The sequence below is a fragment of the Candidatus Pyrohabitans sp. genome (genome assembly GCF_054014795.1).
Genome location: NZ_JBPMGE010000025.1, coordinates 1 through 24,579, shown reverse-complemented (window position 1 = coordinate 24,579; position 24,579 = coordinate 1). Strand labels below are relative to the sequence as shown.

Genomic DNA, 24,579 nt, shown 5'->3' with positions numbered 1-24,579 from the left:
GTCAGCCCGGCATCCTTTATAAGCTTTCTTAACAACCCCGGCTTTAACTCTTTATGGAGAGGGATGGAAAGCGTAACCCTGGAGCCCTCCTTTCTCATGACTAGGTGGCTGCCCACCTGCCTGTGTGGATACCACCCTGCCTTGGAAAAGGCTTTAACGGCTTTCTTTCCAGAGATTACCGGCAGCTTTGGCATTAAACCACAACTTCAACAACCTTAGAGTGAGGCTTAGAAGCAGCCTCCTTTACCACATCCTCCGCCAGCGATTCCAGGCAAACCTGTATAGCCTCCTTGATGTTCTCCAACGCCTCCTCTATGGTATCGCCCTGGGAGTGGCACCCCGGCAGGGCAGGGCAGCTAACCACGTAGCCCCCGACCTCTTTATCCTCCTCTATGACTACTTTGAACTTCATATCCATTAACCCCAATTTTAACAATTTCACATGAAATGGGAAGAAGCCACTATTGTTTGTTCCCTTTCAGCTCCGCGATTATCTCCTTATACACCAGCCATTTAATCTCCTGCACCAATTCCTCCTTTGCTGCCACCTCACTTAGCATGATGCGCCAGCTCGCGATACCTATGCCAGAGCACTTTGGGATTGGGCCTGCGATATACACCGCCATGAGGGAAAGCCGCACGGGTTTATATCGGCACGCTCAAGTGTTTCCTTTGAAATAACTCCAGCACCCACTGATATATCTCGCATGAAATTATGAATATGTGACTTCTTAATCCTTCTTATTAAATATGGGTGGGTTAATTATTTGCGTAAGAATGCTAGAATCAGACTATTGTAGGATTGAAACTTTCTTATGTAGCGCTGGAATATCTCCATAATCGCGCTAGAATCAGACTATTGTAGGATTGAAAGAAGTCTGCTCCTGTTACTGTGAGAACTCCTGGTGTGCTAAAATCAGACTATTGTAGGATTGAAAGTCTTTGAGAGCTCCGATTTTTGAATTCCTTGAATTGCTAAAATCAGACTATTGTAGGATTGAAATAAGCTGATACTTGTGCCTTGATTGTGTGGTGAGGATGCTAGAATCAGGCTATTGTAGGATTGAAAGAGATTACAAGACTCACATGTCTATGCTTCTCATAAGGCTAGAATCAGACTATTGTAGTATGCCAAAAACGTTAAGAAAATGTTCTGCAAATATAAATCTGAAATAAAAAGGGGCATTCATAAGGAGGGAAGTGCTGATATTCAACTCAGCGGGTTAGTTATATAGATTGATTCATAGACTCCACAAACAAAGCAGATTCCTCTAAGGCAGGATCACCTTCAGCCTCTTTATGTCCTCGACCTTCAGCGTAACCTTCTTACCTGGCTCTAAACCAAGGGCTGCCTGCACCTTGGCCGGAATTCTTATTATCAGGTTGCTTCTACTCTTGCCCAGAGTTACCTCGAAGCTCTCGTCTTTGAGCCTGTTCAGCATCAGGATACGCTCAGCCTGTTCGGGGTCGAAGTACTCCTCGCCGCAGTCGCATCTCCAGCCGTCTATCTCATGTCCCTGGAAGCGCAACTTTGCCTTCTTTGCCACGCCTCCACATCTCACGCACTTCATACCTTCCATACCTATCACCTCTTCGTGAACCTACCCACGTGGGTTATAACCCACACCTCACTCTCCATGTCGTAATTGTAGGACTTCGCTACCACCGCCTTCAAGGTTTTAGACTTTCTGTCCACACATCTCTCAATAACGTCTCTTTTCCTCCTGCTTCTTGCGCAGTCGTACCCGTTTTCAAGTATTTCAACCACATCATGTATCAAAAGGTCCTCCCTGTACATCTCCTCCAAGGCCGTTCTGCTGGGAATAACAGGAAGCCCTCGCCACTTTAAGTGCATGTTGCATCTCCACTATACATATGCTTTTAACATATGTAAAATGAATGGGAAAACTGCAATGTCAGCAATATACAACTGCTGAATCAGAGACTATTGGAGGTGTTAAAAGAAAATATTCCCTGAAGAAGGAAATCGAAAAATAATCAAAGTCTTTTGAGATTAAAATAATCTACGCTGAAGGCACAGCTGGATAATCTAACCTGCTCCCCCTGCAAGCATCCTGCTGGGATAATAACCAAAAAGCAGCCACACCAACTCAAGCTCTCGGGATGCCGCCCTCATTGATAATGAGCACGTCCTTCACCGCCTTTACCGCCGTAAATGGGATGAGGATTTCGCCGCGCTCATTCAACCTGAAGTACTTCGGGTCGATATCCTTCCCGGGCTTGACTATGAGCATCATCACCTTACCCGCGACGGTCTCTATGCTGATATCAGAAAGCCTGCCTATTACAGTGCCTCGGTCGCTCACCACATTCCTACCAACCAGATCTCTCCCTGCGATTTTGCCCATTTTTCTGCCCTCCATCTTTTAATTCCACCGGGCGCTACTTAAAGCTTAGCCCTTGCAAGGGCAGTGATTATATCGCTGAGGGTGATTATCCCCTCGGGCATCTGCGTCAGCTCAGTTCTGCCTTTTGCACCCTTAACCACAAATAGTCTGCTCACCCTGTTCTCCCTCATCAACTTAGCTGCCTCGTGAAGCGTCGCCTCTGGGTCTATCCCGAAAAAGCTGGTGCTCATTATCTCTTCAACATTTGCCTCCTTGCTCGTCCCCCTGCTCAGGGCGCGCAGCATGTCAGTATCAGAAACCACCCCCACAGGCTTGGCACTGCTGTCCACCACCAGCATGCCGGAGATGCCCTCATTGCGCATAATCCTGGCAGCGTCGCGCATGCTCATACCCACCTCAACAGTGATCAGGGACTTCCTCAGGAACTCTGAAACCTTATCATTCAGCATATCGGCTCACTCCGCAATGTACCTCACAATATCTGAGGAGGTTATTATTCCGGCGGGGCGCTGCAGGTAGGGCTTTGAGAGGGTCGCATGCTCTGGCTTCTCCTCCTTCACAACAAAGAGGCGGTGCACCCTCTCGTGCTCCATTATCCGCGCCGCCTCCTCCATGCTTGCCTCCTCCTCTATCTGCAGTGTAAAAGGCATCATAACCTCACGTACCCCTGTCTCAAAATTCTTGCCCTGAAGGAAGGCATCAACCACATCGCTGTCCGAGATTACACCCACAGTATCACCCTCCTCGGTCACCACCGCAACGCCGGAAATTCTGTACTTCGCCATAACATTAACAACATCTCTGAGGCAGGAATTGACATCCACCGTGTAGACGCCCCGTGTCATGTACTCCCTAACTTTCGCCATGATTACACCTCAATCTGTCTTACGCCGTAAACACCGGGTATTGCAGCGATTTCGTCCACAACGCTCTTGTCAACCGGCTGGTCAACATTAAGCACCATGAGCTGTGTCTCACCCTTCTCACGTCTGCCAACCTGCATTGCGCCTATGTTTATCTGCCTCTCACCCAGCAGTGTGGCAACTCTGCCTATCATCCCGGGTTTATCCTCATGCTTAACCACCAGCATCTTACCGCTTGGGGTGAGTTCAATGGCATACTCCTCTATGCCCGTGATTCTCACCTCGCCCCCGATGCTCGAGCCCTTAACCATTGTCTCGCCATCCTCTGTCTTCACCCTGAGGATTATCAGGCTATCATACTTCTCTGCGTCCTCTCGCCTTGCCTGGGTTATGCGTATATCGCGGTTTTTCGCCACAACAGGTGCATTGAGAAGGTTGATGCCCTCCGTGAGTATCGGCGAGAGAAGGCCCTTCAGCGCTGCACTTACAAGTACATCCTGATTCTCCTCCTCGGCAAGTACGCCGCAGAAGGTTATCTCCACATCTCTTATCCTCCCGTAAACAAGCTGAATGGCGAAGTTGCCAAGGGTTTCTGCAAGGGTGATGTGGTCCCTGAGCTTTTCCAGCACTTCCGGCGGAAGCCGGGGCATATTCACCACATTGCGGGGGGGCTCGCCGCGCAGCACCTTGAGCACCTCCTCGCAGGCTATGAGCGATGCATAGCGCTGCGCTTCCTCCGTCGAGGCGCCCAGATGGGGTGTTACTATGCAGTTCTCCAGCTTCAGGAGGGGGCTGTCAAAGGGTGGTTCTTTCTCGAACACGTCCAGGGCAGAGCCGGCGAGCTTGCCTGAGCGCAGCGCATCGTAGAGCGCTGCCTCGTCAACTACACCGCCACGAGCTGCGTTGATTATGTACGCCCCATCCTTCATCTTCGCTATCGCCTCGGCATTTATCAGGTGCCTCGTCTGCTCTGTCAGGGGCACATGGATGGTAATAAAATCGCTCCTTGCAAAGAGCTCGTCAAGTTCGACGATCTCCACCCCGATCTCACGGGCGAGCTTCTTTGAAATGTAGGGGTCATAGGCCAGGCAGTGCATCTCAAAGGCCTTTGCCTTCTTAACCACCTGAGAACCTATCCTCCCCATTCCAATTACCCCGAGGGTTTTTCCGCGAAGCTCAATACCCAGAAACTTCTTCTTCTCCCACTTTCCTGCCTTAAGACTTGCATTAGCCTGAGGTATCCGGCGCGCAAGCGCAAGCATCAGGCCCAGAGTGTGCTCCGCCACGGTTATTGACGATGCCTCTGGAGCGTTGACCACTATTATGCCGCGCTCCGTCGCCGCCTTAATGTCGATGTTGTCCACACCGACGCCAGCCCTGCCTATAACTTTGAGGTTCTCGGCAGCCTCGATAACATCCCGGGTAACCTTCGTGGCGCTCCTCACAAGAAGCGCATCCTTATCGCGAATCTTCTCAATAAGCTCTTCCCTGCTCAGCCCCGTCGCAACCTCAACCTCAGCGTGCTGACGAAGTAGCTCTATCCCTGCCTCATGGAGATGGTCGCTCACCAGTACCTTCATGCAGAACCTCCTGCCTCGATATTTTCCTATAATAGGGGACGGTGATATTTAAAACATTCTCTGAGGACAGAGAAAAAATTTATATGCAACATGCGACATTGTTAACCACTGGATTGAACAGGGTTAACGAAGGTGGTGAAGCATGTTCATAGATGAGAATGCACGACTCAACTTCTTCAGGTGGCGGTACGAGGCCGAGATCTACCACAAGCTTGCTCTTGCCCTCGCCTTCGCTGGGCTCACGGGCATTGGAGCGCAGGCAAAGCTCTACCTCCCCTTCACCCCCGTGCCGGTGACTGCGCAGGTATTCTTTGTGCTCCTGAGCGGGGTGGTGCTGGGCAGAAGCTATGGGGCACTGAGCATGGCGCTCTACGCCGCACTTGGCGCGATGGGTATACCCTGGTTCGCCGGCGGGAGTGCCGGAATCGAGGTGCTTTTGGGCGCAACAGGCGGCTACATCCTCGGGTTCATCGCAGCCTCATACCTCATAGGATACTTCACAGATACCTACCTGAGTTCAAGAAGCGCTGCATCTCAGATTGGGCTCATGTTCTCAGGCGTCGGGATAATCTATGCCCTTGGGAGTGTGCAGCTCGCCCACGTCGCCGGTCTTAGCGCGGGCGAAGCCCTTGCCAAGGGTGTGCTTCCCTTCATCCCGGGCGATATCTTCAAGGCGCTGATAGCAGTGGGGGTCTCCACGGTGCTATTGCCACGGGGTAGCTATGCCCGTGAGAGAGACGCCGACCAGAAGATTCGCAGTGTGAGGCTATACCTCAGCTCTATCGCAGCGGTGGCGGCTGCCTTCTTCCTGGCGCTCTTCTGGATGAAGCTCGCTGGAATAAAGAGCGCCACCGTGGCAGAGCTGCTGTGGTACTCGGTAGCCTACTCCACGGCTGTGCTTCTATGCGCCGGAAGCGCCGTCTACCTTGCTAGGAAATAGCTAACTCCGCCTCAGGGCGGAGGTTTTACTTTCAATGTACCTCTCCAGCAGCTCTTCCTTTTTCTTTATCTCCCTGTCCTTTTCCTCAAGCAGATTTCTGAGCTCTCTAACCTCGGCCTCAAGCTTCTGCTTCTCCTCCTGTGCTGCGAGGTATCTGCGCTCAAGCTGCTTTGCGCTCTTGTACGCACGCGCCTCCATCTGGCTGAAAATCTTCTGTGCCGAGGCGGTCGCATTTTTGATGAGCCTGCCCGCCTGGGATAGAAACTCAGTCCTCGCCTCCCTGCCCTCCGGAATTCCGGGAGCTGCGCCCACACCAAGCCTTGCATCCTCCAGGTATTCCACTGCAACCCTGAGGAAGGCGATGCACCTCTCAACCTCCGCCTCAATCCCGTCGACGCTCGCGCCGAGGGTGTAGAGCTTCTTTATGGCCAGCGATGTGCTCTCAATCGCAGTCCCAACCTTCTTCCCGCTGTACCTCCTGAGGCAGGCATTCACATCCCTGGCCGCTTTTCCGAGCAGGGCTGAAATCTCCTCCTCCAGTTCTTCAAGTTCCCTCTCAACTGCCATGGCCTCCTGGAGCAGCTTCTCTTTGAGGCGCATAACCTCGGTCTCAAACTTCTCCCTCTCGGCACGCAACCTTCCGATCTCCCTGCGCTGCTTCTCAATCTCAAGCTCCTTCTCCTTCAGGTCCCTGACGGTGCTGTCCATCCTGCCGTACAGGAGCATGTTCTCCTTCTCAAGGCTCCTGCACCTCTCCTCATACTCCACAAGGCTCTGCAGTCTCGTCTTGAGTTCATTCAGCGCCCGGGTTTTGGAGTCCACCTCCTCCTTGAGGGAGTGGTACCCCTCAGCAAGCTTTTTCAGCTCCTCCTTCTCCTGAGTCAGGCTTTCGAGCTTCCCACGGTATTCGGAAAGCACCGCCTCCTGTTCCTCAAGCTTCTCCTTCAGCTTCTCATGCTCCCCCCTGAGAACCTCAAGTTCATGCAGCTTTGGAACCATGCGGTTGATTTCTCTCTCCATCCGTGAGTTCTCTTTCAGCAGCGCCTTTGCCCTCTGTCTTAGCTCCTCAAGCTCTTTCAGCCTTTTATCCCTCTCGGCGGTGAGGCTGCTCACCTCCTCCTTTGCGGCACTGAGCCTGGCCTCCAGCTTACCCGTCCTGCTTTCCTCAGCCGCCAGCTTCTGCCTTAGCTCATGATTTTCCTTCTCAAAGTTTTCCAGAAGCTTTATCCTTGAGACCAGCTTCTGCATTTTCTTTTCAAGCTCATCCCTGAGCCTCTCAAGCTCGTCCCTCTCCTTCCGGGTTACTTTGAGCTCCTCTCGGCGCGCACTCAGCTCATCCCTGGTGCTCTTAAGCTCATCCTCCAGCTTATCTCTACTCGCTTCAAGCTCAGAGAGCCGGGCTTCAAGAGCTTTCTGGGCATCCTCCAGAGAGGTTATCCTGTCCCTGGCAGCGAGAAGCTCACCCCCTGCCGCCTTCGCCTCGCCCTCAAATTTCTCCAGGAGTTTGACCCGGGCAGCAAGCTCTTTTTTCTCGGCTTTTATATCTGCAAGCTCCTTCTCAAGCGTCGCCTTCTCTGAATTGAGCTTCTCCACCTGAATCTCAAGCTCCTGTTTGGCCTCTGAATCGCGCCTGAGCCGGGAGACTTCACCTTCCCTCTCCCTCAGTTCCTCCATCGCCCTGCCGAGCTCCTCCCTCAGTGTTGAAAGCTCTTTCTCAAGGGCTGTTTTTTCGGCGAGAGCTGTGGTAAGCCTGTCCCTCAGCCCGGCTACCTCCACATCCAGCTTCTCCACCCTGTTCCTTGCCGAAGAGAGCTCTGCCTTAAGCTCCTCGTTTTCCTTCTCAAATCCCTCGAGGAGCTTTATCCTGCTTAAATATTCGTTTATTTTTTCGTTAAGTTCTTTTATTTTTGTTTCGTTGTCTATCTTAATCTTGTCAAGGGCATTCTTTTCTTTTTCCAGCAATTCCTTATCTTTTTTAATCTTAGTAAGTTTTTCAATCTCAGCTCTTGCCATGTCATTCTCATTCTCAAGTTTTCTGTATTTCTGCATCAGCTCTCTGTGCTTCTCCTTCACGCTGGCCAGTTCTTCCTCCACAGCCCTAAGGTTCTCTGCAAGCTCAGAAACCCTGGCGCTCTGCTCCTCTACCTTAAACTGTGAGGCGCGAAGCCTTTCAGTTAACTCCTCCACCTCCCGCTCAAGCTTCTTCTTCTCTTCGCTCAGGGCATCAACCTTTTGCACATGTTCGCGGAGAAGTGAGCGCATCTCCCTCTTCTCAAGGTCATCACCGCGGAATTCCCACTTCTCAATCTTCTCCGCTGAGAAATCCAGAAAGGGCTTCAAATTCTCATGAACCCTCTCATAGTTTTCAAGGATTGTGTCCCTGATAATCAATGTGCCCCTCTCATCGAGCACATCTTCATTTTTCGCAAGCAGGGAGGCTATCTCCTGCCTCCGTTTCCTGAGCTCTGCAAGCTTCTTCCCAGTCTCCTCTCTCCGCTTCCTGAGGTGCTCATACTCTTCCTTCATGGGCGGGAGGTCTGAAAACTCTCCCAGAAGCTCCTCCTCCCTTTTCCGTCTTTCCTTTTTAATTTCCCGGTATTCAGATGAGAAGTGGTTCAGCTTAAGCTCAAGCAGCTCTATTCTTGCCTTAAGCTCTCCTATACCCTTCTTACCGGTTATCTTTCCAACAAATCCCTTCTTTGGAGATATCTCCAGAGCACCTGCCCCTGCCCTTGCAAATTCTTCAAAAAGACTCTCCGGGGTAACCGGCTTATCTGCGAGCTTTATGTCCACATCCTCTGCATAGGGGGCAATTTCCCTGATAAAAGCCTGTCTCAACCTGGAGATGCGGGTGGAAAACTCATCCTCCAGCTCCTCCCTTCTGCGTTCGTACTCCCTGGCTCTATCGGCATAAGCACCCTCACAGCTCTTCAGTCTAAGCTCAATCTCCTCAGCCTCCCCCTCCAGCCCGGGCAGCGCCTCCTCAAGCGCCTCAAACTCCTTCCCACCCTCTATCACCGCAGAGAGATTTTTGCGGATTTTTGACGTCAGCTCGCAGAAATTATCCAGCATCTCAGAGGCACCAGTGCCGCTATTCTTAACAAAATCACGCTCCTCCGGGAAATTCTCATGCATAAGCTTGATCAGCTCCAGAAGAGGGCTGCGAAGCGAGCGTGAGCGCTCCTCTATTCTCCTCAACCTGTTCGTGAACTCTTCGTCCGCAGGCCTCTCAAAGGACGAGAGGGACTTCACATCCTCATGGATTGAATACCACTCCCCCCGGAGCACGTCAAGAAGCTCATCTATCTTCATTTAAATCACACTCATTTGAATCTATCATCCATTTTTTAAAAGTCTTACGCATGGAGAGGTGCAGATAGGTCAGTGCATAGATGGAATTCTGGTGATGAAAATGTTATTTTTGAAAGTTAATTAAATAGAATCTCAAATTTTGTGACTGTTACAGGAAAAAGTTTTATATCGTCAAGCATATAGATGATAAACTAAAGAAACTGGAAAGAGATGGTCCCCTTGGAGGCTCTAAAAGATGAAGTGGTCCGGCTCAGGGAGCTGGAAAAGACGTACCTCAAGGCTATAAAGGCACTTCATCTTGAATGCACAAGACTTGAGAAGGAGGTTTCACAGCTCAGGAAATTAAAAGAGGAGGTGGCAACTCTCCGCAAGCGCGAGCTGTGGTACGTTAAGGCGCTCAGGGGGCTGAACGAGGAATGCAACCGCCTTGAAAGGGAGATTTATGAGCTGAAGAAGAGGCAGAATCTCCCGCTTCAGGCATCTGTCGACATGGAGGAGTACCCTCACAGAGTGCTGCTGGAGCTTTTCGCCTTTGCGGACAGCGGGGTCAACCTGAAGGCGCTGAAGAGGGCATCCCGCTGGCTTGGTATAGATTACCACAGGGCAGAGGCGGAGGTTCAGAAACTCAGGGGGCAGGGGGTCCTCCGCATTGAAAATGGGTATGCGGTGGTCCGCAGGGAGGTGCAGCGGCAGCTCAGAGACCACCTGCTTCGCAATCTTCCTGACAGAGATGAGATAATAGAAAGCCTGAACGGCGATGCCATTGGTGCTGTTGAACTGCTCCGGTGCAGGCGCGGGATGCTTGCAGAACACAAATTTGTGAGGCTTGGTGCAGAAAGGAGGGCTGCACTTCTGAAGCTCGTTGAAAAGGGACTGATATTCAGAACTGTTGACAGAGATGGAGAGATACTCTACCACATGCCCGAAGAGATTCTCGAGCTGATGGATGAGCTTCGGGTTGAGATTGCAAAACGCACTGCACTCACAAGAGAAGAGCTGGGCTCTGATAAACTTGAGACCAATAAAGCGCTTCTCGAGGCCTTTCGCAATGAGCAGATTGGGCCCTTGGTGAAGGCCCTGAAGAGTAAAGATGTGCACACCCGCAGGTTTGCGGTTTCTGCCCTCTGGAAGATTGGAAGCAGGGATGTGGTGGGGCACCTCACTGAGATGCTTGACGACAGCGACACCTACGTGAGAAGGCTGACAATTTCTGCGCTGATGAAGATCGGCGACGAGCAGGTTGTGGAGCCGCTGATAAGGAAACTCCAGGACGAGGATAGTATGGTGCGATACTCGGCGGTATCCTACTTTGACAACCATCCCCACCCGAGCGCCTTTTCCTCACTGGTAAAGGCCCTCAGGGACGAGGACAGCATGGTGCGCACCGTTGCCGCCTCTGCGCTGGGCAAGCTGGGCATGAAAGAGGCTGTGCCCCATCTGATTGAAGCACTGCACGATGAGGACACCTGGGTGAGACACTGCGCTGCTGAGGCTCTCGACAGGATAAAGACAGGATAAAAAAATGTACGACTGGCTGGATAAACTGCTGCAAGAGGACGAGAAGGAAAGAAAGGAGGTTTCATTCCCAGCAGGCAGAAGGCTCGAAGGGTACTTCAAAACCATGAAGGACCTGAAAAGGTTCATTGAGAAGTCAAAATTCACAGGAATGGTAAGGGCCAAGTCGAGGATTGAAAATCTCTACCTCCTCTATCTGCATGGCGAACTCGCAGGGGTGGCGGCCTCTTCAAGGCTGGGGCTCTACAATGCCTTCGGGGAAAGAGCTCTTAGGAACATCCTTGACCCCAGTCTGATTATTGAATCCATAGAGGAGTACACCTACGAGGAACTCTACTCCACACTTACCGCAAACCCTGAACTTATAACCAGCGAAAATCTCCGCAGTGAAATCTCCAGGGTAAAGGAGCTTCTGGATATCCTGCCCCCGGCGACGCTAGGACTGCTGGAGATGCTGGCATTCAGTGAGGTCCCATTGAAGAAAGAGCTGCTGAAAATTGTCGGCCTCTCTGTTTTCCTCCTGGAGTTTGAGGAAAACTTCGAAGCCAGCTTCAGCACAGTAGAGAAGCTTGATTTTGTGAATGTGCATAATGGCGAGTATGAGATAGCCCCTGAATACAGAGCTATGCTGCAGCAGCTCTTTATCCTACGGGCAAAGGTGGGCAAAGCAGGCAAACTGCTCAGGAGCGACGATGCTACCCGTGATTTATGTGCCCTCCTATCCGGACCCGGGAAGGGCTCCTACGGTGAATTTAAAAAACTGATTGGCGGGGATGTGGATGCCGCGATATGCAAGCTTGTAAGTCTCGGCGTTGTATTTAGAGGCGTGGATGCCAGCGGCCTGCCAACCATCTTCCTGCCTAAAGTGCTCTCTGAGCAGCTTCGCGGCGATATGGTAAAAGAAGAAAAGGATGGAGAGTTAAGCAGGGAAGAGCTGATGGAGAGGCTCAACATTCGCGACCCTACAGATAAGGATATCGAATCTCTAGTGCGCTCCATGCTGGAGGATTCTGAGGACGAACTCCAGGCACTTGACCCCCTCATCGATGCCCTGAGAGAGGGAGATGCCCGTGTGAGGAGTGTCGCCGCATCTGCGCTGGCAAAGATAGGCGACGAAAGGGCGGTGGGACCTGTGGTCAACGCCCTCTTTGATGAAGACAGCCGTGTAAGGGCAAGCGCTGCAAAGGCGCTGGGTACTCTGAAAAGCATAAAGGCCGTAAAACCGCTCATCGCCAGCCTGAGCGATAGGGATAGCGCAGTAAGAGCCAGTGCAGCAAGGGCCCTGGGAAGCATCGGCGACACGCGAGCAATAGAGCCGCTGATAGCAAGTCTGAGCGATAGGGATAGCACAGTAAGAGCCAGTGTAGCAAGAGCCCTGGGAAGCATCGGTGACACGCGAGCGATAGAGCCTCTGATGGCAAGCTTCTATAGCGAAGGGGATGAATTTGTGCGCAGGGACATACTCCTGGCGATTTCTGGCTACAGAGATAACAGAATACTTGAGATGATGACGCAGTGCCTGCATGACCGCGATGCCTACGTTAGGCGCATCGCTGCCTCTGCGCTGTGGAAGAATGGCGGCAAAGGCGCCATAGAACCGCTCATTAAGGCACTGGGGGATGAGGAAAGCACAATAAGGTACTGTGCAGTCTCAGCTCTGGATGGAATCACCGATGAATGTGTGATTGAGCCCCTCATAAATGCGCTGGAGGATGAGGATGAGATGGTGCGCACCGTCGCCGCCTCTGCGCTGGGCAAGATTGAGGATGCGCGCGCAGTAGAGGCGCTCAGGAAGGCACTCAATGATAAGAGTGAGTGGGTACGAAATTGCGCTGTAGAAGCGCTTCAAAATCTTGGTTTCAGCGTTTCAGACCCCGATTCTGGAAATATGTCCCAAGAAAAAGCTATATAAGCCCGGGGCGTGTAAACCTCTACCGGAGGTATTCGAGTGGGCACGTCCATAACAATAGCCGCGGGCAAAGGAGGTACAGGCAAAACAACCATAAGTGCCAACCTTGGCGTGGCTCTTGGCAAGAGGGGACAGGATGTCACAATTCTCGATGCGGACATAGCAATGGCAAATCTGGAGCTTGTCCTCGGCATGGAGGGAAGGAGTATAACCCTGCAGGATGTGCTTGCTGGAGACTGCCGTATTGAAGAGGCTGTATACGAAGGGCCGGGGGGAGTAAAGGTCATACCGGCAGGCATAAGCCTGAGCAAGCTGAGGAGGGTCAACCCCGAGAGGCTCGCAGAGGTTATGGGCAGGCTTGTGGAGAGTACAGAAATTCTGATTATCGACGCCCCTGCAGGACTGGGGAAGGAGGCCTGCATCGCCCTGTCCATGGCAGAGAACCTCATACTTGTGGTCACCCCGGAGATATCCTCCCTCTCAGATGCACTTAAAACAAAGAAGGTGGCCGAGAGGTGCGGTACAAATATACTCGGCGCCATACTCAACAGGGCAACTGGCGACGAGTTTGACCTGACGGCACAGCATGTCAGTACTGTGCTTGACACGAAGATTCTTGCAGTGGTACCGGAAGACGCCGAGGTTAAAAAGGCCGCGGCAATAGGTGTGCCTCTGGTTATAAGCTCCCCCACATCGCAGGCAGCGGTTGCTGTCAACAGGCTGGCAGCCGAACTTCTGGGTGAGGACTACATACCGCCCCCGACCCAGGAAAAGAGGAGGGGCATACTGCAGAAGCTGCTTGGGGGGCTTAGACTAAAACAGAAAAGCGCATCCTGAGTGGTACATATGGTGGATGTCTACACATCACTTAAAATTCTGTACATCCTGCTCGGACTTAGCATGGTGCTGAACATAGTTCTCGCCCTCCTGGTCAGAAGCCTCCGCCTCCAGATAAGGAGGACGAACACTGGCATCACACTGTCTGAGGATGAGATACAGCAGATAACCTCACGCCTGAAGCGTCTGAGTGAGCTTCACAGCGACGTAGAGGTACCTCCAATCAACCCGAAGAGATAGTCACTGCTCCAGCTCCTCAAGCTTCCTGCGGAGTTCACTCTCCTTTACAGCAACAGTGACCTCGCCCAGGGTGCGCTCCATTATCATCCTGGCAACGTCCTGCTTGCGCTTTATCGCCACTATGGCGTTGGGGTATACGAGCGAATTCAGCTCGTGGGTTATCTCATCCATAATATCCAGGAGGCGCTCTATCTCCTCCAGCCTGTCCTCCCGCAGCAGGTCTAAAATCCGCCTCCTGAGCTCGCCCACCACATCCCCCAGGCCGAGGAGGTACCATTCTGGGGGCACACGGAGTTCGTGGTGCGAGGGTATATCCTCTCCGCGCAGAATGCACAGCGTAAGCCTTGCCTCCACATACTCCTGCACAGCCTCCTGAAGCAGACCAAACCTGAAGTCGTCCACAGTAAGCCTGGAAATCAGCCTCTCTGCTTCCTGAAGCAGCTCCTCTGCAAGGGGATACTGATTGCGGTGCAGCTCCCGCAGGGCACGCGTGGCGAGTCGCCTTATCTCGCGCCCAAAGCTGAAGACCTCCTCCCGGCGGGCATCCTTGGTGTCGAGCTCCTTCTTTATATCTGACATTATCTCCTCTAGACTCATGCAGCTTTATCCCCTTTTAATAAGAAAAACTTTGCTGTCCCTGGAAGAGTCGGCTATGGTATAGCCTGTAGCCTCGGCGAGGGCTCCGGCAAATTCACCCACCTCCTCATAGCTGGGCATGTGCTCCCGGGTGAGGCGGCGCCGTGAGTAGCCCACATGCACATAGCCCTTGGCCTCAATAAAGTCCGGGTCTGCCCTTTCAATGAGGGGGGCAAAGGCTTCCGGTGCCTCCAGATTGTAACCGCGCACAAGGGTTATGCGCACTACCCTGCGGCTCCTGCTCTGGGAGAACACCTCAAGGCTGCGCATCAACCGCTGCCATCCATCTTTAACCCTGGGCACATTTATCCTGCGGTATAGCTTCTCGTTGTGGGCGATAAGGGAGATGTACAGGCTAGTGGGGCGAACCTCTGCTATTCGCTCCGGGTTCATGCCGTTGGTCACAAGGAAGGTTGTCATTCCGCGGCGATGAAATGCTTCAATCAGCTCTGCGATGCGCGGGTAGTTTGTTGGTTCGCCAGCGAGTGAGATTGCCACATGCTTTGGAGAGTAGGCTTCCTCCATCTCCTGCCTTGTAACCCGCTCCTTCTCACCCCAGTAGCCACTCAGCAGGGTGCGCTGGGCCTTGAGCGCCTCCTCCACTATAAGCTCTGGCTCATCGGCCTCGCCCTGCATCTCAGCGCCGAGGGTGTGCTCCACAGGGCGCCAGCAGAACAGACAGGAGTGCTGGCACCACGCAACACTGGGCGTCATCTGCAGGCAGCGGTGCGATTCAATACCATAGAACCTGGCCTTGTAGCAGGAGCGCTTCCTGAGCAGACGCTCCCTGGTCCAGTGGCACACCTTCACCGCCGAGTGTCTGCCAACTATGCGGTAGCTCTGCTTCTCCAGAATTTCCCTTACCTCGGGTGTCAGCATGGTTTTTATACTTAAGGTTAACGTCTTGGCATAATGCGATATCATGAGCTTCGAGGAGATAGCGGCAAAGACCAGGAGGGCACTGGTGATAGGAATTGGAGGGGGAGGCGACATAATAGGCTGCATCCCAACGGCCAGGTACCTCTCCTTCCTGGGGATTGAAGTTGTACTGGGCGGCTTGACATGGGAGCGTCACGTCGTCGACCCGAAGCCGGGGCCAAGACGTATAGAGGAGCTGGAGAACTGCTCAAAGCTCTGTGAGGGCGTGGCGCTCGCCAGCCCCAGAACAAAAACAAAGTATGGCACACCCTTCACAGAGAGCGTCGCCTCGGAGGTGCTGGGTGAGGAGGTGCTGCTTCTGGACATAAACGGCGGCGCCCTGGGCACGAGCGAAGCACTTCGCTGCGCTGTTGAGAAGCTGGACATAGGTATGGTGGTGGGCATAGACGTGGGTGGCGACTCCCTGGCAAAGGGGGATGAACAGGGTGTTCGTAGTCCCCTCGCAGACGGTATAATGCTCTCTGCCCTTGCGAAGCTTCCAGTACCGAGTATTCTCGGGGTGATAGGCTACGGCAGCGACGGCGAGCTCACCCTCGAAGAGCTCAATCGCAATGTGGCGACGCTGATAGGGAATGGCGCATTTCTCGGTGCACGGGGTGCCACAAAGCAGGACCTTGAGATTATGGAAAAGATCGCCTCGGCAACTGCCACAGAGGCGAGCAGGCTGGTGATTGAGGCAGGGAAGGGGAAGTATGGAGCTTATAAGATAAGAAAGGAGTCGCGCAGCGTTTATCTCACACCCTGTGCCCTTGTAACCTTCTACTTCTCCTCAGGGCAGGTGTTCGAATTCAGCAGGATAGCCCAGCTTATAGCGCACACCCGCTCTCTCAGAGAGGCGGACAGGATTCTCAGAAACCACGGCTACCTTACGGAGCTCTACTTTGAGGAGGGTGGCTCTGAGGAGTAGCAGAAAAACGCAAAATTTAATACAAAGCAGCAACCCTCTAATTACCATGAAGCGCGATCTTGTGGGCATACTCACGAGGAGCGAGGATCAGCCTGCGCTGAGGGACGAGGAAGGAAAGGTGCGCCTGGTCTACAACCTCTTCGACGGGTTGAGCGGAAAAAAAGTAAGGGTTACTGTTGAAACCCTTGAGGACTAGCCAGCGCCTCCGGTGCGCGAAGCGCGGGCGCGTATTGCGTCCTGAATTTTCGTCTGAAGCTCTTTGAGGCGGGAGGTCACCTTTTCCTCCTGGCGCTTCAGCGTATTTATCCTGAGCTCCAGCGTCTCCTTCCTCTCCTTGAGCTCAGTCTCCACCTTGCCCTTCTCGCTCTTTATGAGCAGGTTGCCCACACTTCTGTAAATCTCGGCATCCTCGTCGAGCTTCTCAACCTCTTCCAAGGCGCGGGTAACCTCCTTGAGCTGAAGCTCAACCTGCAGTCTCTGCGTGGTTATCGCCTCAGCCTGCTGCTGAAGCTGCTGAAACTGGGCAAGCCTTTGCTGTAGTTGTGGTGGCAATTGTTCCATTTCTCAACCTCCAGTTAACTGAATAGCCAGCTTAAGCCAGCGCATGAAAGATGAAAGCGAGGCTCTCAGGGAAGCGCCGTCCCTGGCGCTAACATCGAGTATTATCTTGCTGCCCTCTCTTTTAAAGGTTGCCCTTGCACGGTCGGAGGGCGATGCGTTCACCTCCGGAAGCACCGCAGCGTAGACTACGCCGGCGTCGGCCTCGCTATCAAAGTTTATCTCAATCCTCGCCTTTCCTGCAATCACCCTCAATCACCTTCTCAACCCTGAACTCAGGCCCATTCCGCAGCATCAGTGATGTGCCCTGCTGCAGCACTGCGCCGGCCTCCACACCCAGGGCGCGGGCAAGCCCTGTGGCAAGCTCACCTTCGGCGGAGTAGCCGTAGCTGTGCTTGATCTCCCGTGTGAGCATCGCCCTGCTGAGCTTCAGGGCAAGCACCCTGGTTCTCCCACGGTAGACCTCAATAAGCGAGGGGTTTCCCCGCTTCTCCTTGATCAGGACAAGGCGATCCCTGTCGCCGGGAACGAGGGAGAAGATATGCTCAAGGTTTGCCTTACCCCGCGTCATATACTCTGCACCCAGAGCACGGGCAAAATCCCTGCTGAAACTTCTCGTTCTCGGAGAGGGCTTGCGCGATGTTGTAACAAGTATCATCCTCAGCGAGATTTAACCCGCTTGACCACGCCTGGGCGAATCTTGAACAGTATCTTGTAGCCGCAGAAAGGACAGCGCACAGGGTCGTCCTTTGCCAGCTCCACTTCGCGCTGGCAGCCGCCACAGCGATACATGTTTACTCACCCCTGGCTTTCTTGACAGCGCGCTCCACAGTGAGCGCCGCAGGCGTCTGTGGAACATACGCGCCTCCGGTAAACTTTGCACCGCACTTCCTGCATTTCCATATCCCGGAGGCTATGCGTCTGACGGCATGCCGCTGGCACACAGGGCAGATGTGGCGAAGCCGCTGCTTCCTGTCTATCTCAACCCACTTCCTTCTCAGACGCATTCCATAACGGGTGCCAAATTTGCCCGCTGAGCCAATTTTTTTTGTCCTTCCCATGAGAATCACCCTGGTAAGTGCTTTCTGAGGAACTCTGCCTTCTCTATTCCCCGCTTAACGATGTCAAGGATTTCCTCCTGGGTGAATGTGCCACTGCCTCCACCCTTCTGCATCGCCACTATCTCACCGCGCTCATTGCAGCCCACCGTAAGCCTTGCATCCAGCACCTCTTCCTCCTCGAGGCACGGGTCCAGCACTATGTGTCCGCCTATCTTCGCAAAGGTCACCTCCACAGGGGTGTCCCTGATGGGCAGCTTTTCATCGGTCTTTGTCTTGTAGTCTATTCTTCCATTCTCCTCCAGCTTTGGAAACACTGCATTCTTCAGCGCGGCAATGGCTCCCAGGGTGCAGGCATCGAAGAGGTTGCCGTCATAGTCGATGGGGTGAAGGTCTATAAACACTATCCAGACCAGTTCGCCCTCCTTTATGCACAGCTTCTCCATGTCTATGCACTGGGACTCGCGTATTGCACGGTCCACCACGCGGGCGAGTTCAACTGTATCCTCATCCGGCGGCCCGCGCTCAAAGCTGGGGCTTGCCAGGGGCACAAGCTCTGCATTGGTGGTCAGTACCCCTGAGTCAGGCATATCCGAGAAGGGTTCGCCCACTGTCAGCTTAACTCCCACCATGACCTGGGTCTTGCCCAGCTTGACCAGAGCAGAGCCCTCGGCGCGCTCACTTACACCAACCTCAACACTGAGCTCGCGGTACTCATCAAAGGGCCTGCCATCAACGCGCTTGCCGCTGTTGAGAAGGTTGACAATGTGATCCCTCTTAACATCAGCGATAATCTCGTGCTTCATTCCTTGTCACCTCCATATCGGGTAATCAATGCTTCCTTCTGCTTCTCGTAGACCTGCATGCAGCCCTCCACAGCCAGCTTAAATGCCTGCTCAAACTCCTCCTGAGTAAGATTGCCGTCCATCTGAAGCAGGCTAACCTCGCCTGTGCGCGGCACTATTGCTACGGGCAGGTCAGCCTCGCCGTAGTTGTCCTCGATATCAAAGAGGTCCAGCACTATGTGTCCGCCCACCTTGCCAGCGGCGCATGCCGGCACAAGGTCCCGCATTGGTATGCCCGCATCTGCGAGAGCAACGCTCGCAGCGGTTATGCCAGCGCATCTGGTGCCTGCCTGCGCCTGAAGAATCTCTATAAACACATCTATGGCAGTCATCGGATAGAGATGGGTAAATACCACGCTCTCCAGCGCCTGCCTGGTAACCTTCGAGATCTCCATGCTCCGCCTGTCAGGACCCGGACGCTTGCGCTCATAAACAGAGAATGGGGCCATGCTGTAGAATGTGCGAAGCACTGCTCGCTGGGGATTTGCCTCATGGCGGGGATGAATCTCCCTGGGGCCGTAGCATGCTGCGAGTACGCGATTTCCGCCCCACTCAACATAAGCCGAGCCATCTGCGCGCTTAAGCACACCTGCCTCAATCTTCAGCGGCCTAAGCTCATCAACGCGCCTCCCGTCTAGGCGCTTTCCGTCTATAATAAACTCTTCGGGTTCACCTACCTTCATATTTTTCCCTCTCTTTGACAATCGTCTCTTTTATCCTGTCGGTTAAGCCTGAGGTGTGAGCCTCTGCTTCAATCTTTTTCACCAGACGCTCCACCAGGTCTGCGATCTCTGGCTTGCCCATTATCCACACTATACCATTCTGTCCCACCAGCATTCTGCAGCCAGTCTCCTTCACTATCATGGATATCATGGAGCGCTTCCTTCCAATCACCCTGGGAACCTTCGCGGGTGATATCTCAACCAGACGTCCACCCCTTATTACACGGCAGCCGCGCTGGCGGAGGGTGATGTAGATCCTCCTGTTGGGCGTCACCTCACGCACATACGCATACACCGTCGCTCCGGGGCTCATCACCTGGCACAGGGGCGTGCGAAAAGGGTCAACCTCGCGGTAGTAATCGCTGGCATTCAGTGTGGCAGAGTAGGGACAGTTTATGTCCACCTCCCATGCGGTCTCGTAGATGGTGCCCACCACTGTGCCTATAACAAAGTCACCCACCTTCGGGAAGTACCTGCCCGTGAGGGGGATGACCCTTACCCTGCCTTTGGTTGTGTCCAGAAGACCAAGAACAGAGGAATAAACCGTATCACCATCGCGGTAAACGCCTTCACCCAGCTTCACCTTACCCTGTGCAATCTCTTCTCCGGGTATCACAAGCTTTCTTTCCATGCTCCTACCTCAGCATTCTCGTCTCAAAATCGCCCTTTGTAAGCGCATTTAGCTCACGGAAGAGCTCATCCACGGCTCCCGCCGGGAGCGTTATAACGAACGCCCATGAGCCGTCCTTTAACCACTCTTCCTTATCGGGCTTGCCGAATTTTATAACAATCGGATAGGCTTTTGCAGCATAATTTGCAGGTATCTTCACAGCAACCTTGCGCTCCTCAAATCTCAGTGGAATGATGGGACGAAGCGCCTTTACTATTGCAGGCACCTGCTCCTCTGCACTCTTGTGGATGTCCACGTGCACCCTTGCTTCTTCCATCGCCCTCTCAATGCGCTTCGCAGGATGAGGCGTGCGTGTTTGCGGATTTATCGCATGCCTTGCTATGTAGTTGACCACTTGCTTGCGCCGCTGCTCCTGCATTTTCCTGCGCTGCTCCGTGGTGAGCTGAATCTCGCCCTTTCTTATAATCCTGTGCACCGCTTCCTCAAAGGTATCTACCTGCAGAAGCTTGAGCGCATGCTCCACCGAAGCCTTGTCCCCGCGTCTCGCATCCTTAAAGATGGTATCCACTGCAAGGAGCCTCTCAAAGTCCACATCCTTACCCTGCTTCAATTCAAGGGCGAGATCCGGGTCAACCAGAATCTCAAAGCGCTCGCCTTTCACATCGAGGCGAGCTATCACCGCCTCATCGAGGCTGACCAATGGGGGTCACTCCTCTTCTTCCTTCTCTGTCTTCTTCCTGGGTACCTTATCCAGGTAAGTCTTTACCTCCTGGGGTGTAAACTTCTTGAACTCCTTTGTGGAGAGTTCAACCACCGCCATGTCTATGGAGGTCTCACTCATTCTGCCGTCAGTTACCTCGTTCATGACCTTAAGTGCCAGACCTATCGCATCTTCCTTCGTCAAATCATCGCGATACTCGCTCTCAAATATGTCCATTGCCGTGGTCCTGCCGGCACCTATTGCAGTTGCCCTGTACTCAATCAGCGCACCGCTGGGGTCTGTTTCAAACAGCCTCGGGGTCTCGTTGACACCAGCGATGAGCAGCGCTATTCCAAAGGGCCTAACGCCCCCGTGCTGGGTGTAGAGCTGCTTGAAGTCGCATATCTTCTTGGCGAGCAGCTCGACATCTATCGGCTCGCCATAGGTTATGCGGTGCACCTGGCATTCCACCCTCGCTCTGTCCACAAGCACGCGAGCATCCGCAACCAAGCCTGAGGTTGCGGCAGCTATGTTATCATCAACCTGAAAAATCTTCTCTATACTCCTCGCTTCAACAAGCTTGGAGGTAATGCGCTTATCCACAGCAAGAAGCACACCATCGCTATACCTTATTCCCAGCGAGGTTGTCCCGCGCTTGACTGCTTCCCTCGCATACTCCACCTGAAATAACCTTCCATCAGGGCTGAACACGGTGATGGCCCTGTCATAACCCATGCTCGGCATTGGTTGCATCTTATTCACCTCTTAAATCACTTTTTGTGACCCCAATAAATCTCATCTTCTGAAGCTTTAACCTCTCAATGAGCTCCTCATCACGAGGCAGGGCATCAACCCTTTCTCCGCTTTCCCTAACAACTACAAACTCTTTGCCCTTAAACTTTACTGTCCTTTCTGAATTTATAAAGTGTCTCCTCCTATTTAAAAACTTTCTTTTGAGCGCCTTCACAGTACCACTGGTGCCGAGGCTGCGGAGGTGGACGCGCTTCCCTGAGATTTCCCCCACCAGGCTCAGCGAAGCGATAACCTCATTCACACTGCGATGGGAGCACACCAGAAAACCCTCCTGCTTCGCCTCATCGAAATCGAGCACAAATAAATTGAACTCCGCCACCCTGGCTTCGCCGAACATGGCGAGCGCCGAGTTTACCACCGCCTTGACCACCTCATTCCTGCTGAAGGAGCAGTCGCTCTCGACGCAGAAGGCAATGTAGCGCTTCCTCTCCCTCAATGCAGGCGGTAAAGCCTTAATCTTCAACCCGCCTCACCCCCTGGGCAATCTCACTCCTGGCAAGCCTCTTCTTCTCAAGTATCTTCCCTGGCACCGCCTCAAGGGCGCGCCTTACCTCCTCAGGGGTGAAGCCTGTGCTCAGAAGCACCGCCTCCGCTTCTCTAGTGCTCCGCAGTTCATATCTGCTCTTTGCCCTGGAGGTTACCACCACATCAAAGCCGTACTTTCTGCTGAGGAGCAATATGCGGCGCACCTTCTGAAGATGCCTCACCCTGGCGATGCCTCTGCTCACTATTATGGTGCTGAGGTCAATCTCGATGGCCACCTGATTTTGCGTCGCCTGCCTCGCAACCACAGCATCTATGCCAGAGTCGCGCCTCCCAAGGTAGGGATGGGCCAGGATGTCAACCCGCGGGTCAGAGACGGCGGCGCGGTTAATCACCGCTCTGCCGCCGTGCACCACAACGTAGTCGAACTTCTGCCAGCTCCTGCGAATCGCTGCAGCCAGCTTCCTTTTGTTCTCTGCCTCTATCTCCACACCGGAGAGTGCATCGCCATGGGCAACGCCGTCGCAGAGCCCGGGGGTTACCCCTAAAATGCGTGCCTCCTCCAGCAACCGCGCGGGTGAATCCACACCTCTGGAGCACAGCGAGTGGACATGAAGGTCAATAAACATTCTCATCCCCCGAGCAGCTTTTTAAGACCCTGCTTTATCCTGCCCTCATCGTAGGGATAGCTGGTAACCACGAGTACAACCTGCAGTCCCTGCCCCAGGCGCAGCCTGCCAGAGTATGCATGCATCTTGTCAAGGCGAATGTAAAACCTGCCCTCCTCGAAGCGCCGCTCAATCTCGCTGCGCAGCCTCTCAATATCGCCGGATGGCAGAGATTCAATGAGCCTCTTCAGAAAGGCGCGAATCTCTGGCTGCTTTTTCACCTCAGCCTCCAGAATGATTATGGGGTTGCCAAACTGACCCCTGGCCTGGCTCTGCCTCACCTCCACCTCTGTGGGAAAGATGTTGATGAGTGCCTGCTTTACCTTTTCAACCTCTTCGGTTGCATGGGCAAAGCATGTCGCCTTAACCCTCAGTACCCTCATCACTTTCCTTTGCGCTGCCTGGCTCTCACACTGGGCCTGAGCTTCTCAGCACCCTTGCCCTTGTTCCTCAGCCCGCGGGAGCGCTTGCCTGCACTTGTAAGCCCCCGAAAAACACGCCCGCGATGGGCCTTCCCAGCTATCCAGCCAAGCTCCCTGTCGCTTCTTATAGCCGGGTGGTGGGGGTCCACCATGATTACCTCGAAGTACTCATATCTCCCGTTCTTACCCACCCAGTAGGAGTTGAGCACCTCCATGTTGGGATATCTGCGCTGTGCCCGCTCTTCCGCCAGCCACCGCAGCGACTTTTTGGGCGTTAACTTCACCACACCCATGCGCTTCGGCCTTCGCCCGGCATTTGGGCGCTCCTTCTTGCGCCCGCCTTTGCGAATCCTTGCGCGGACAACTATTATGCCCTGCTTTGCCTTATACCCGAGAGCCCTTGCGCGATCCAGGCGCAGAGGCTTGGGTACGCGCACCACACTTCCACTGCGACGCCACTCAGGTAAGCGTTGACGCATGAGTTCATCAACATAACTATCCTCGGGCCTCTTCCATGCCTGCGCTATGTAGCTGTATGCACCCATTTTCTTCACCTTCAGAATTAGATGATAAAAAGCTAAGTCTCTCTCTAACTGATGAGGTATCGTATATAAAGATTATTGAGAGGTAAAGGGTATGGCGCACAGTCAAATGCTTTCTATAAGCTTAAGCACATTCTTGTAGGTCTCTATATCACACCGCCATCCGGCATCGACCATCAGGTCTACAAGCTCTTTAGCTTTTTGTTTGGAGATTAGCCCTTTTTTCAAGGCAAGAAATATGAGGAAGGTTGAATGGGCAGTGTGTATGCCGAGCCCCTTTGCGTAAAGCCTGCCAATCCTGTCATCCATTACAGCGATGGCATTTTTCTCCATCGCAAGAGCAATAACACTTACCTCTCCTTTATGAGTTCCATGGATAATCTCAAGAGGCTTCTCTGGATTATGGACCTCGAGGACATCATCCTCAATTAGTCTCGCTATTATTTGATTTTCCGGGTATGCTTCGTCGAGCTTCAGCTCCTTTATGACCTCCTTTGTTGTGAGGAGTTTTATACCCAGCTGAGAGAAGTATTTGTAATATCCGGCCCTGACCAGATATATAAGGGGAGTCGCATCCAGCACTAATTTCATCTGCTACCCTTCCAGTATATGAACATCCTCTTCCAGGTCAGCCTTTGAGATATGGATATAATCTATCTTCTTTTCCCTGACTATATCAATCATTTCATAGAGGGAAACCCCGGCTATTTCAGCCGCCTTGGAGATGGTAACTTTACCGGACCTTAATGCATCGATTGCCCTCTCGAGCCTCCACTGTTTGATACCCTTATCCAGGAGTTTTCTGATGGTGGTGGACTTGTCAAGACCCTCCTTATTCATGACATCTGATATGAACTTTTCAACATTTTTGTCAACTCTTACTGCAATTGTGCCCATCTTTTATACCCCACTGCATTTGCAAATGCTAACAAATGCAAACATTTGGTAGAAAGGGTGCAGGTAGAGATTGACACCTGCAACCATACAATCTTTCTATAAACATTCTGATTAAGTTTCTTTCCTCCTATACACAGTAAGTTACAAAAGTAACCCAGGAGTTTGTGGACAACAGGAGTGGACAGCAGAGAAG

Annotated in this window: 35 protein-coding genes and 1 CRISPR repeat array; of the genes, 7 read left to right on the top strand and 28 right to left on the bottom strand. The window is 53.0% G+C overall.

What is annotated here, in order from left to right:
• The 9 genes from ACXJJW_RS02945 to serA all read right to left on the bottom strand — a co-directional run.
• A partial coding sequence (locus ACXJJW_RS02945) for a type II toxin-antitoxin system HicA family toxin (RefSeq protein ID WP_456474234.1) occupies positions 1 to 194 on the bottom strand: 194 nt, incomplete at its 3' end.
• Positions 194 to 412 carry a type II toxin-antitoxin system HicB family antitoxin gene (locus tag ACXJJW_RS02940; RefSeq protein WP_456474233.1) on the bottom strand — a complete coding sequence of 73 codons (219 nt, stop codon included), beginning with the start codon at positions 410 to 412 and terminating at the stop codon, positions 194 to 196. The genes ACXJJW_RS02940 and ACXJJW_RS02945, both read right to left, overlap by 1 nt.
• A gap of 49 nt (positions 413 to 461) precedes the next feature.
• On the bottom strand, positions 462 to 626 hold the full coding sequence (locus tag ACXJJW_RS02935) for a hypothetical protein (protein WP_456474232.1): 165 nt from the start codon (positions 624 to 626) through the stop codon (positions 462 to 464).
• A gap of 153 nt (positions 627 to 779) precedes the next feature.
• A CRISPR array of direct repeats spans positions 780 to 1,135; the repeat unit is 29 nt; unit sequence GCTAGAATCAGACTATTGTAGGATTGAAA.
• 136 nt (positions 1,136 to 1,271) lie between these two features.
• Entirely contained in the window at positions 1,272 to 1,580 is a 309-nt protein-coding gene (locus tag ACXJJW_RS02930; RefSeq protein ID WP_456474231.1) for an AbrB/MazE/SpoVT family DNA-binding domain-containing protein, read from the bottom strand.
• A 5-nt stretch (positions 1,581 to 1,585) separates the two neighbouring features.
• Positions 1,586 to 1,855 (bottom strand): hypothetical protein, encoded by a 270-nt coding sequence (locus ACXJJW_RS02925; protein ID WP_456474230.1) that lies wholly within the window; start codon positions 1,853 to 1,855, stop codon positions 1,586 to 1,588.
• A gap of 256 nt (positions 1,856 to 2,111) precedes the next feature.
• Positions 2,112 to 2,384, bottom strand: a complete 273-nt coding sequence (locus ACXJJW_RS02920) for a PRC-barrel domain-containing protein (RefSeq protein WP_456474229.1) — start codon at positions 2,382 to 2,384, stop codon at positions 2,112 to 2,114.
• 23 nt (positions 2,385 to 2,407) lie between these two features.
• A complete protein-coding gene (locus ACXJJW_RS02915; RefSeq protein WP_456474228.1) occupies positions 2,408 to 2,818 on the bottom strand; it encodes a CBS domain-containing protein in 411 nt (136 codons plus the stop codon).
• Between the two features lie 6 nt (positions 2,819 to 2,824).
• Positions 2,825 to 3,235, bottom strand: a complete 411-nt coding sequence (locus tag ACXJJW_RS02910; protein ID WP_456474227.1) for a CBS domain-containing protein — start codon at positions 3,233 to 3,235, stop codon at positions 2,825 to 2,827.
• A gap of 2 nt (positions 3,236 to 3,237) precedes the next feature.
• Entirely contained in the window at positions 3,238 to 4,812 is a 1,575-nt protein-coding gene (gene serA / locus ACXJJW_RS02905) for a phosphoglycerate dehydrogenase (RefSeq protein WP_456474226.1), read from the bottom strand.
• Between the two features lie 142 nt (positions 4,813 to 4,954).
• Here serA and ACXJJW_RS02900 point away from each other — a divergent pair, with 142 nt between their 5' ends.
• Entirely contained in the window at positions 4,955 to 5,752 is a 798-nt protein-coding gene (locus ACXJJW_RS02900) for a biotin transporter BioY (protein WP_456474225.1), read from the top strand.
• Here ACXJJW_RS02900 and ACXJJW_RS02895 read toward each other — a convergent pair whose 3' ends face one another.
• Positions 5,753 to 9,064: a coiled-coil domain-containing protein gene (locus tag ACXJJW_RS02895; protein ID WP_456474224.1), complete on the bottom strand. Its 3,312-nt coding sequence runs from the start codon at positions 9,062 to 9,064 to the stop codon at positions 5,753 to 5,755. It lies immediately after the preceding gene.
• 210 nt (positions 9,065 to 9,274) lie between these two features.
• Between ACXJJW_RS02895 and ACXJJW_RS02890 the strand changes: the two genes are divergently transcribed.
• Genes ACXJJW_RS02890 through ACXJJW_RS02875 form a run of 4 tightly spaced genes read left to right on the top strand, consistent with a single transcriptional unit; the run spans position 9,275 to position 13,565 of the window.
• Positions 9,275 to 10,582: a HEAT repeat domain-containing protein gene (locus ACXJJW_RS02890; RefSeq protein ID WP_456474223.1), complete on the top strand. Its 1,308-nt coding sequence runs from the start codon at positions 9,275 to 9,277 to the stop codon at positions 10,580 to 10,582.
• Positions 10,583 to 10,586: 4 nt separating this feature from the next.
• Positions 10,587 to 12,491: a HEAT repeat domain-containing protein gene (locus ACXJJW_RS02885; RefSeq protein ID WP_456474222.1), complete on the top strand. Its 1,905-nt coding sequence runs from the start codon at positions 10,587 to 10,589 to the stop codon at positions 12,489 to 12,491.
• A 36-nt stretch (positions 12,492 to 12,527) separates the two neighbouring features.
• A complete protein-coding gene (gene minD, locus ACXJJW_RS02880; protein ID WP_456474221.1) occupies positions 12,528 to 13,325 on the top strand; it encodes a cell division ATPase MinD in 798 nt (265 codons plus the stop codon).
• A gap of 9 nt (positions 13,326 to 13,334) precedes the next feature.
• Positions 13,335 to 13,565 (top strand): hypothetical protein, encoded by a 231-nt coding sequence (locus tag ACXJJW_RS02875; RefSeq protein ID WP_456474220.1) that lies wholly within the window; start codon positions 13,335 to 13,337, stop codon positions 13,563 to 13,565.
• Here ACXJJW_RS02875 and ACXJJW_RS02870 read toward each other — a convergent pair whose 3' ends face one another.
• A complete protein-coding gene (locus tag ACXJJW_RS02870) occupies positions 13,566 to 14,162 on the bottom strand; it encodes a hypothetical protein (RefSeq protein ID WP_456474219.1) in 597 nt (198 codons plus the stop codon).
• Positions 14,163 to 14,168: 6 nt separating this feature from the next.
• Complete coding sequence (gene twy1, locus ACXJJW_RS02865; protein WP_456474218.1) at positions 14,169 to 15,080, bottom strand: 4-demethylwyosine synthase TYW1; 912 nt, start codon at positions 15,078 to 15,080, stop codon at positions 14,169 to 14,171.
• Between the two features lie 43 nt (positions 15,081 to 15,123).
• Here twy1 and ACXJJW_RS02860 point away from each other — a divergent pair, with 43 nt between their 5' ends.
• Both ACXJJW_RS02860 and ACXJJW_RS02855 read left to right on the top strand, forming a co-directional pair.
• Positions 15,124 to 16,047, top strand: coding sequence for a DUF1152 domain-containing protein (locus tag ACXJJW_RS02860; protein ID WP_456474217.1), 924 nt, complete (start codon positions 15,124 to 15,126; stop codon positions 16,045 to 16,047).
• Positions 16,048 to 16,093: 46 nt separating this feature from the next.
• Entirely contained in the window at positions 16,094 to 16,243 is a 150-nt protein-coding gene (locus ACXJJW_RS02855; protein ID WP_456474216.1) for a hypothetical protein, read from the top strand.
• Here the strand turns inward: ACXJJW_RS02855 and ACXJJW_RS02850 are convergent.
• The 16 genes from ACXJJW_RS02850 to ACXJJW_RS02775 all read right to left on the bottom strand — a co-directional run bounded on the left by ACXJJW_RS02850 (position 16,240) and on the right by ACXJJW_RS02775 (position 24,386).
• A complete protein-coding gene (locus tag ACXJJW_RS02850) occupies positions 16,240 to 16,608 on the bottom strand; it encodes a prefoldin subunit beta (RefSeq protein WP_456474215.1) in 369 nt (122 codons plus the stop codon). The two genes, ACXJJW_RS02855 and ACXJJW_RS02850, sit on opposite strands and share 4 nt — an antisense overlap.
• A 3-nt stretch (positions 16,609 to 16,611) precedes the next feature.
• On the bottom strand, positions 16,612 to 16,854 hold the full coding sequence (locus tag ACXJJW_RS02845; protein ID WP_456474214.1) for a KEOPS complex subunit Pcc1: 243 nt from the start codon (positions 16,852 to 16,854) through the stop codon (positions 16,612 to 16,614).
• Positions 16,829 to 17,263: a hypothetical protein gene (locus tag ACXJJW_RS02840; protein ID WP_456474213.1), complete on the bottom strand. Its 435-nt coding sequence runs from the start codon at positions 17,261 to 17,263 to the stop codon at positions 16,829 to 16,831. Before ACXJJW_RS02840 ends, ACXJJW_RS02845 begins: the two co-directional genes overlap by 26 nt.
• A 2-nt stretch (positions 17,264 to 17,265) precedes the next feature.
• Positions 17,266 to 17,397 carry a DNA-directed RNA polymerase subunit P gene (locus tag ACXJJW_RS02835; protein ID WP_456474212.1) on the bottom strand — a complete coding sequence of 44 codons (132 nt, stop codon included), beginning with the start codon at positions 17,395 to 17,397 and terminating at the stop codon, positions 17,266 to 17,268.
• A 2-nt stretch (positions 17,398 to 17,399) separates the two neighbouring features.
• On the bottom strand, positions 17,400 to 17,666 hold the full coding sequence (locus ACXJJW_RS02830; RefSeq protein WP_456474211.1) for a 50S ribosomal protein L37ae: 267 nt from the start codon (positions 17,664 to 17,666) through the stop codon (positions 17,400 to 17,402).
• A 5-nt stretch (positions 17,667 to 17,671) separates the two neighbouring features.
• On the bottom strand, positions 17,672 to 18,469 hold the full coding sequence (rrp42, locus tag ACXJJW_RS02825; protein ID WP_456474210.1) for an exosome complex protein Rrp42: 798 nt from the start codon (positions 18,467 to 18,469) through the stop codon (positions 17,672 to 17,674).
• Positions 18,466 to 19,191, bottom strand: coding sequence for an exosome complex exonuclease Rrp41 (rrp41, locus tag ACXJJW_RS02820; RefSeq protein ID WP_456474209.1), 726 nt, complete (start codon positions 19,189 to 19,191; stop codon positions 18,466 to 18,468). Before rrp41 ends, rrp42 begins: the two co-directional genes overlap by 4 nt.
• Positions 19,178 to 19,861, bottom strand: a complete 684-nt coding sequence (gene rrp4, locus ACXJJW_RS02815; RefSeq protein ID WP_456474208.1) for an exosome complex RNA-binding protein Rrp4 — start codon at positions 19,859 to 19,861, stop codon at positions 19,178 to 19,180. The genes rrp41 and rrp4 overlap by 14 nt, the downstream gene beginning before the upstream one ends.
• Before the next feature lie 4 nt (positions 19,862 to 19,865).
• Complete coding sequence (locus tag ACXJJW_RS02810; protein WP_456474207.1) at positions 19,866 to 20,561, bottom strand: ribosome assembly factor SBDS; 696 nt, start codon at positions 20,559 to 20,561, stop codon at positions 19,866 to 19,868.
• Between the two features lie 6 nt (positions 20,562 to 20,567).
• Positions 20,568 to 21,314: an archaeal proteasome endopeptidase complex subunit alpha gene (psmA, locus tag ACXJJW_RS02805; RefSeq protein ID WP_456474206.1), complete on the bottom strand. Its 747-nt coding sequence runs from the start codon at positions 21,312 to 21,314 to the stop codon at positions 20,568 to 20,570.
• A 1-nt stretch (position 21,315) separates the two neighbouring features.
• Positions 21,316 to 21,837: an Rpp14/Pop5 family protein gene (locus ACXJJW_RS02800; RefSeq protein WP_456474205.1), complete on the bottom strand. Its 522-nt coding sequence runs from the start codon at positions 21,835 to 21,837 to the stop codon at positions 21,316 to 21,318.
• On the bottom strand, positions 21,827 to 22,486 hold the full coding sequence (locus tag ACXJJW_RS02795) for an RNase P subunit p30 family protein (RefSeq protein ID WP_456474204.1): 660 nt from the start codon (positions 22,484 to 22,486) through the stop codon (positions 21,827 to 21,829). Before ACXJJW_RS02795 ends, ACXJJW_RS02800 begins: the two co-directional genes overlap by 11 nt.
• Before the next feature lie 2 nt (positions 22,487 to 22,488).
• A complete protein-coding gene (locus ACXJJW_RS02790; RefSeq protein ID WP_456474203.1) occupies positions 22,489 to 22,908 on the bottom strand; it encodes an RNA-binding domain-containing protein in 420 nt (139 codons plus the stop codon).
• Positions 22,908 to 23,492, bottom strand: coding sequence for a 50S ribosomal protein L15e (locus tag ACXJJW_RS02785; protein ID WP_456474202.1), 585 nt, complete (start codon positions 23,490 to 23,492; stop codon positions 22,908 to 22,910). The genes ACXJJW_RS02790 and ACXJJW_RS02785 overlap by 1 nt, the downstream gene beginning before the upstream one ends.
• A gap of 102 nt (positions 23,493 to 23,594) precedes the next feature.
• A complete protein-coding gene (locus tag ACXJJW_RS02780) occupies positions 23,595 to 24,080 on the bottom strand; it encodes a PIN domain-containing protein (protein WP_456474201.1) in 486 nt (161 codons plus the stop codon).
• A 3-nt stretch (positions 24,081 to 24,083) separates the two neighbouring features.
• Positions 24,084 to 24,386 carry a UPF0175 family protein gene (locus ACXJJW_RS02775; RefSeq protein ID WP_456474200.1) on the bottom strand — a complete coding sequence of 101 codons (303 nt, stop codon included), beginning with the start codon at positions 24,384 to 24,386 and terminating at the stop codon, positions 24,084 to 24,086.
• Positions 24,387 to 24,579: the final 193 nt, after the last annotated feature.